This is a genomic window from Paraglaciecola sp. 25GB23A, from assembly GCF_040012495.1.
In the GTDB taxonomy this organism is placed as follows: domain Bacteria; phylum Pseudomonadota; class Gammaproteobacteria; order Enterobacterales; family Alteromonadaceae; genus Paraglaciecola.
Window position 1 is genome coordinate 59,066 of the sequence record NZ_JBDYKM010000021.1, and the last position, 7,830, is coordinate 66,895.

The window sequence follows — 7,830 nt, forward strand, 5'->3', positions numbered from 1 at the left end:
ACCAGAGTCTGGTTATCTTTTTTGGGAGTCATAATATGCAATTAGACCGTTTTACCAGCAAATTACAAATGGGCTTGTCAGAGGCTCAATCATTAGCATTAGGCCGAGACCATCAATATATTGAACCGGTGCATCTGCTCAGTGCTTTGTTGAACCAGCAAGGTGGCTCAGTTCGCTCTTTATTTGATCAAGCTCAACTGAACGTCAATGGCTTACGTTCGGCGCTAGGCGAGGCTCTGGACAAAATACCTCGAGTAGAAGGGGTTGGTGGCGATGTTCAACTGAGTAAAACCACCGTCGTTTTACTTAATCTGAGTGATAAAATAGCGCAAAAACGCAACGACCAGTATATTACCTCGGAAATTTTTGTACTTGCTGCACTAGAGGACAAGGGACGCTTAGGTGAAATCCTCAAACAATTTGGTGCTGACTCAGCTAAAATTGAAAAAGCCATTGAAAAAATGCGCGGCGGTCAAAAAGTCACTGATCAAAACGCAGAAGATGTGCGTCAAGCCTTAGATAAATTTACCACTGATTTAACTGAACGAGCTGAACAAGGCAAGTTAGATCCCGTTATTGGTCGCGATGATGAAATTCGTCGTACCATTCAAGTATTACAACGGCGTACCAAAAATAACCCGGTATTAATTGGTGAACCAGGAGTCGGCAAAACGGCAATAGCTGAAGGTTTAGCTCAGCGGATTATCAATGGCGAGGTGCCTGAAGGCTTGAAAAACAAGCGTGTTTTATCACTTGATATGGGAGCATTAATCGCAGGGGCTAAATTTCGGGGGGAATTTGAAGAGCGTTTAAAAGCGGTGCTCAATGAACTGGCCAAAGAAGAGGGCCGTGTGATCCTATTTATCGATGAACTACATACTATGGTCGGGGCCGGGAAAGGCGAAGGCGCCATGGACGCAGGTAATATGCTCAAACCCGCCTTGGCTCGCGGCGAACTGCATTGTGTCGGTGCCACAACGTTAAATGAATATCGCCAATACATCGAAAAAGACGCCGCGTTAGAGAGGCGTTTTCAAAAAGTACTGGTTGAACAACCGAGTGTTGAAGATACCATCGCTATATTACGAGGCTTGAAAGAGCGCTATGAATTGCATCACTCGGTTGAGATCACTGACCCTGCAATAGTAGCAGCTGCAACCTTGTCTCATCGCTATATTAGCGACCGTCAATTACCTGATAAAGCCATTGATTTAATTGATGAAGCTGCATCGAGTATCCGTTTGCAAATGGACTCAAAACCGGAAGAAATGGATAAATTAGAAAGGCGCATTATTCAGCTTAAGTTAGAAGAGCAGGCCTTGGCTAAAGAAAAAGATGAGGCTAGTCATAAACGCCTAGAGCTAATTGAAATTGAACGTGAACAAGCAGAACATAAATTTTCAGATTTAGAAACGGTTTGGTTGGCTGAAAAGCAGGCCATGCAGGGCACACAAAATATTCGCTCTGAATTAGAACAAGCCAAATTGGATTTGGAAATTGCTCGTCGTGCTTCTGATCTCAGTCGTATGTCAGAATTACAATATGGCAGAATACCAGAGCTGGAAAGTAAATTAGAGTTAGCCACTGAGTCTGAAGATGTCGAAACGACCTTATTGAAAAATAAAGTGACAGAGAATGAAATAGCCGATGTATTGTCGCGTTGGACCGGCATACCTGTGTCTAAAATGTTAGAGGGCGAGAAAGAGAAGTTACTCTCAATGGAAACTGCTTTGCATAAACGTGTTGTAGGTCAGGCAGAAGCTGTTGATGCGGTATCTAATGCCATACGCCGCTCGCGGGCAGGTTTATCTGATCCTAATCGTCCTATTGGTTCATTTTTGTTTTTAGGCCCAACAGGCGTGGGTAAAACGGAATTGTGTAAAACCCTAGCGAGCTTTTTGTTTGATACTGAAGATGCCATGATCCGCATCGACATGTCAGAATTTATGGAAAAACACTCGGTTGCACGCATGGTCGGTGCACCTCCCGGTTATGTCGGTTATGAAGAGGGCGGTTACTTAACTGAGGCCGTGCGCAGAAAACCTTACTCTGTCATTTTATTGGATGAAGTTGAAAAAGCCCATCCAGATGTGTTTAATATTTTACTCCAAGTCCTTGATGACGGGCGCCTAACTGACGGCCAAGGCAGAACCGTCGATTTTAAAAATACGGTGATCATCATGACGTCTAACTTGGGCTCTGACATCATTCAAGAGTCAAATCGGACCAATAACTATGAGCAGATGAAAGCCTTGGTGATGGGGGAAGTAGGGCAGCACTTTAGACCTGAATTCTTAAATCGTATTGATGACGCCGTGGTGTTCCATCCATTAGGGCGTGAGCAAATTAAGTCGATTGCAAAAATTCAGCTTCTATCCTTACGGGAAAGGCTGGCTGCCAAAGGTTATAAATTGGAATTGACCCTGGCCGCGTTAGATAAACTCGCGGATGCAGGCTTTGATCCCGTATTTGGTGCAAGGCCACTAAAACGCGCGATTCAAGTAGAACTTGAAAATCCATTAGCGCAAAAGCTCTTAGCGGGCACCTTGGGTGTTGATGGAGTGGTTAAGATTGATGCAAGTGAAAGTGGTTTTTCAATTAATTGACAATGCACTACTAACTTAATGAAAAAAGCCCAATTTAATTGGGCTTTTTTGTAGTTGGCGGTGTGACTAGGGCTAACCCATTTAAATTGATGCTAATAGTTTTTCTGCGTCACTGCGTTCACTAAAAACAACTGTTGATGCCAAGGCTTGTTGTAGTTCTTCTTTAGCTTCAGCGACGCGACCAAGTTTATGTAATGTGTAGGCAATATGATAACGAATTGCAGGATCATTAGAGTTGATTGCATAGGCCTGTCGAAGAGAAACAAGTCCATCTTCATAGCGCTCCATTTTAGTTAAGATCCAGCCATGAGTATCGAGTACTGCAGGCACGGTACTGGCACTTTCTAAAGCCCGTTTTGCATAAGCCAATGCTTTTGGCAGGTCATCTTGCATGTAAATATTAGCCAGATTATTCAATATTGAGAAGTCACGGCTTAATCGCTCTTTTTCAACTAATTTTAAATAATGCGGCTTAGCGTCTTGCCACTTATTTTGGTTCATAAATTGGTCCGCGAGCAACTTTCTACGCCAGTCATTTTCAGGTTGGTCTTTAACTAGCTGCTCTATTAGAGAAGCAAACTCTTGTACTTTTATGCTACGGCGAGCTAACTCATATAGACGAATCAAAGGCAACTGAAAATTATCTTCTAATCTAATAGCTTCTAAAAAGTTTCCGTGTGCTGTTGGAAAATCTTGTTTTGCGAGGGCGATGTCCCCTTTAAGTAAAAATATATTGGGGTTTTTACCATATTGTTGTTCCATTTTATTAGCAACATCTTGTGCAACGACAATTTCATTTAACTGCAGGTTTAATCTAGCGTATTCTAAATTGAGCAATAAATGCTGGGGTAAATAACTTAAGGCTTTAAGTAAGGTATTATTGGCACCATCATAATCACTTACGCTTTGTTGCATAGTACTTAAACGAAAGAGTTTTTGGGGGTTGTCTAGCCACAAATTATATAACTTTGATAGTTGTAATTTGGCATCATCCACATCTCTATTAGCAATAAGTACTTCGGCTCGTTTGATTGCAAATTCGGGTTCGAAAGGGAATTCTTTGACTAATTTGTTGATGAGTCTCAAGGCTACATCAGTTTGTTGGTTTTTGATGTACAAATCTAATAATAATAGATTGGCTTGTTTATTACGCGATTCAAGTAAAACAAGTTTTTCAAGCCTGGCAATGGCAGGAACTACATCATTGTCTTCTGATTCCACTAACGCTAATTGAAATTGTGATGCACTGTGACTGGGTTGTTCTTCAGCTAATATTTGTAGTAGTTTTTTTGCTTGAGCAAACTGATTAGTGCTTTTGAGCAACATAGCTTGATTGAATCGCCCAGCAAAATGAGTTGGCGATATAGCCATTACATTATCTATGGCAATTTGTGCTTCCTCGTAGCGGCCTAGTCTTAAAAGTGCAGCCGATTGCAGATTCCAATAATCAACGTTGCGACTATCAGCTTTAGTTAACGTTTTTGCCGCTTGCAAGGCTTTTTCAAAGTTACCATTTTGTATATAAAGAAATCCTCTTGCCATTAATAAAGAGGGGTTCTGAGAATTTTTATTGCTACTGTCTTCAATTAATTTAATCGCATCATCCATTTTTCCTCTTGCAATCAAAGCCTTCGAAGACATTAAGATCACTTTGATATTGTCCGGGTACAAACCTCTGAGCTTACTCAACCAATAATCAGCTTTGAAATCTTTGCCATTTTTTAAATATAAGTCAGCTAATTTTAAGGCTAATTCTAATTGGTCGCTCAATTTTTCCTCAACCCGCTCTAAAATATGCATCGCTGAGTCATTTTGTCCCATAGAAATATAGATTTCAGTTAGCATAGCTGTTGCATTGATATCTTGACGATTTTTATTGACGTACTTACCCAAGGTGACGCGTGCCTGCTCAAAGTTGCCTTGCACATATTCTGTCATGCCTTTTACAAAAAGTAGGGAATCTTGTTTTTCAAAAGTTGAATCGTTAACCAAAGTTAACTTACTACTGAGATCATCTAGTATATTATTAGCCAATTCACCTTGTTCATTCTTAGATAAAATCCAACTGCTTAATAACATAGCAAAGGGATCATCAGGGGTTTGTTTGATAATGCTATCAGCAATAACTTTTGCTTCTTCCAACTGACTGTTTGAAATTAAGGCATAGGCCAGAGAACGCCTAGTGACAGGATCCTCGGGTTCTATTTTCAACGCAGTGCGATAATATTCGATTGCTTTTGTAATGTTGCCTTGAGCTTCTGTAATTTTTCCCTTTAGATGCCAAGTGCGATGGTCACCAGGCGCTATCTTTAATGAACGGTTGGCTTCCAACTCAGCACTATCTAGTTTGTTTGCGCTTAAATCTAAAAAAGCCAAACTATTAATGGCTCTGGTGTTGTTTGGAAATAGGCGGATAGCGCGGTTATATTCGGCTCTGGCAAGTTCTGGTTGTCCCAAACTACTATAAGCGCTTGCAGATAGCATTTTCCATTCAAAATTGCTCTCGTCTGTAAGTTTATAACCTTTTCCCAATTCTATTACGTCTTGATACTGTTGATTAAATGTTAGTACGTTACCGAGCGGTTGTAGTACCAAATTCATATCTATTTTGTATTCAAGCGCTTGTCGAAATTCTTTGATAGCCTCATCATAATAGCCATTTCGCGTCATCAATTGACCCAGAAGAAGTTTCGCTGGTAAGTTTTTGGGGTTCGCCTGTAAAGCATTTTTTAAATAAATATAAGATGCATCAAATTCTTGATTTTGATAAGACTGTAAGGCCGATTCATAATAGTTATCAGCTGAATGAGCCGCCATTGCAATACTCAACAAAAAGAAAGTTATAATAATGGGCTTTAAAAAGAACTTCATGGCTTAAACCTTAAAATAAGTGAACGGAATAACTTAAACTTGATCGACCGAAATATTAACGCATTTATGTTGTGAAATGTTGAATAAGATTAAGCTGGCTTATAAAAAATAAGCACCTCAAATGTGATGGTAAAAAAAAGAGATGACTAAAGTCATCTCTTTTTTTGTCACGCTACTATTTTATTATGCAGTTTTTTTAGTTCTGCGGGCATAGATGCCTAAAGCACCCACTAATAATAACCCGAATGCAGAAGGCGCAGGGACATCAGTAGGAGGAGTTGTTGTTGTATTACCTTTAAAACCTTTAATTTTAAAGGCATCAATTGCACCAGTTCCTAAAGAGCCTTCGTCATTAAGAGTGTGCCCAAAGATGCTATTATATGCTCCTACCAACCAGTATTGCGAAGATATCTTACCTTGTGATATATCCCCTTGGTTTATAGAATAATATCCAGTTGAGTTTGCATCATAATTACCAACAGTAATCCAATCCCCAGATGTTGCTACATCAGACCATGTTGAGCGTGATGTGGTATTAATATTCGCTCCAGAAAAAGCTAATACTGTGAAGTCAGCATCATCATATATCCAGCCAAAATTAATTGATGTCAACTCAACGGATGTATCAAAACTAACTAAAGCCATGTCGTAATCTCGTCCATCACCTTCATTTTTATTATCGAAAGCATGTCCTGGGTAATCGTTCCTGTCTTCATCTTGATTGACTATACCCCAGCCATTTCCTGAATAATAATAGAAACCAGCGCTTTCTATACCTTCATCATTGCGGTTATTTGTATCAGCCCATGCTGACAAATCAGCATTTAATGTAGTGGCATTGTCTGTATTTGTACCGGTTGATGAAAGATTAGATGAGCCGTTTGAGCCCGCCCCTGCATTTAATTGCCATTCCCACGTTGTTGTTCCAGCAGTTGCATTAGCAGCAAATCCGATGGACGCTAAAACACATGCTTTTTTCAAAATCGATATTAACTTCATTTTTATTACCCCAATTACTAAAGTTCGAGTTAGTCCCTCTTTGATTTCGGTAAGCAAAAATAAAGCCAAAAATTTATTTTGTTTTAAAAACAGTTGCTTAACTCGTATCGTTGGTTTTTATTCTAATAATGTGTAAAAATACCTGACAGTATTGCCTTGAACTGTATACAACGGGACTCATTGTCTTTATTTAACGTCACTTGTTAAATATATTATTAGCCTGCTATGTATACATACTCATATGTAAGTGTTTATCAGCCAAGGGAGAAAGTGTCATTCACGGTTTATTACTATTAGTATCTTTATAATTTATTTGACTGTGATATCTTGCCAACACTAAATTTTGGAGTTTTAAAATGCCTGAACAAAGACGTAGAGGTATCTACCTACTACCTAACTTACTAACCACCGCTGGACTCTTTTCGGGTTTCTTCGCCATTGTCTCTTCTATGAACGGACGTTTTGAGGCCGCCGCGGTCGCTATTTTTGTTGCGATGATATTTGATGGGCTTGATGGTCGAGTGGCACGCATGACAAATACTCAAAGTGCTTTTGGTGCTGAATATGACTCAATGGCAGACATGGTGTCATTTGGTGTGGCGCCCGCATTAGTGGCGTATAACTGGGGTTTAACTGACCTAGGCAAGATTGGTTGGTTAGCCGCCTTTATATATGTATCTGGTGCAGCACTTCGATTAGCCAGGTTTAATACCCAAATAGGAATTGCTGACAGTCGCTACTTTCAGGGGCTAGCCAGTCCGGCCGCCGCTGCATTGGTTGCTGGTCTTGTATGGGTTGGTGTGGAATATCAGATTGATGGCAGCACTGTTGGTATAGTAGTGGCATTATTAACAGGTGTGGCAGGTTTATTAATGGTCAGCAACTTTAAATACAATTCTTTTAAAGAATTGAATTTACATGGCAAAGTCCCTTTTGTTGCCCTACTTATTATCATGTTGATATTTGTGGTGGTAGCAACAGAGCCGGCCTTAGTTCTGTTTATCTCTTTTGCCTTGTATGCGCTCGCTGGTCCAATCAACACCTTTAGAAGTGTTGACAAGGTGCGTCTAGAAGATGTGGTAGGGGATTCGCCTGAGGAAGATGCCGACTTTGTACGTGAGGACATTAAAGCAAAAACCAAAGAAAGTACCAAAGAAGAAGAGCCTAAGTAAGGCGACTTCTTCTAAAAGGTAAACAACAAAGGCAGCTAATACTGCCTTTGTTGCGTTTTAGGGATACAAAAAGCTTAAATGTGAGTTGATTGTTTGTTTTATAGACACTTAAACGATTATTTCAAAAAAGGTGTTGCAAGTGATGATGGCTTGTCTATAATGCGCCTCCTCGCTTCGGGACA

4 protein-coding genes are annotated in these 7,830 nt (G+C 40.1%); 2 read left to right on the plus strand and 2 right to left on the minus strand.

Features of this window, described 5'->3' with window-relative positions; genetic code table 11:
• Window positions 1-35 precede the first annotated feature (35 nt).
• Window positions 36-2,606, plus strand: coding sequence for an ATP-dependent chaperone ClpB (gene clpB / locus ABKW31_RS18905; RefSeq protein ID WP_348618147.1), 2,571 nt, complete (start codon window positions 36-38; stop codon window positions 2,604-2,606).
• An 81-nt stretch (window positions 2,607-2,687) separates the two neighbouring features.
• On the opposite strand, the gene prsT is transcribed toward clpB, so the two are convergent.
• The gene (gene prsT / locus ABKW31_RS18910; protein WP_348618148.1) at window positions 2,688-5,477 is read right to left on the minus strand and encodes an XrtA/PEP-CTERM system TPR-repeat protein PrsT; all 2,790 of its coding nucleotides are present in this window, start codon (window positions 5,475-5,477) and stop codon (window positions 2,688-2,690) included.
• Between the two features lie 183 nt (window positions 5,478-5,660).
• Window positions 5,661-6,476 carry an exosortase-dependent surface protein XDP1 gene (gene xdp1 / locus ABKW31_RS18915; protein ID WP_348618149.1) on the minus strand — a complete coding sequence of 272 codons (816 nt, stop codon included), beginning with the start codon at window positions 6,474-6,476 and terminating at the stop codon, window positions 5,661-5,663.
• A gap of 356 nt (window positions 6,477-6,832) precedes the next feature.
• On the opposite strand from xdp1, the gene pssA reads away from it, so the two are divergent.
• Window positions 6,833-7,648, plus strand: coding sequence for a CDP-diacylglycerol--serine O-phosphatidyltransferase (gene pssA / locus ABKW31_RS18920; RefSeq protein WP_348618150.1), 816 nt, complete (start codon window positions 6,833-6,835; stop codon window positions 7,646-7,648).
• Window positions 7,649-7,830: the final 182 nt, after the last annotated feature.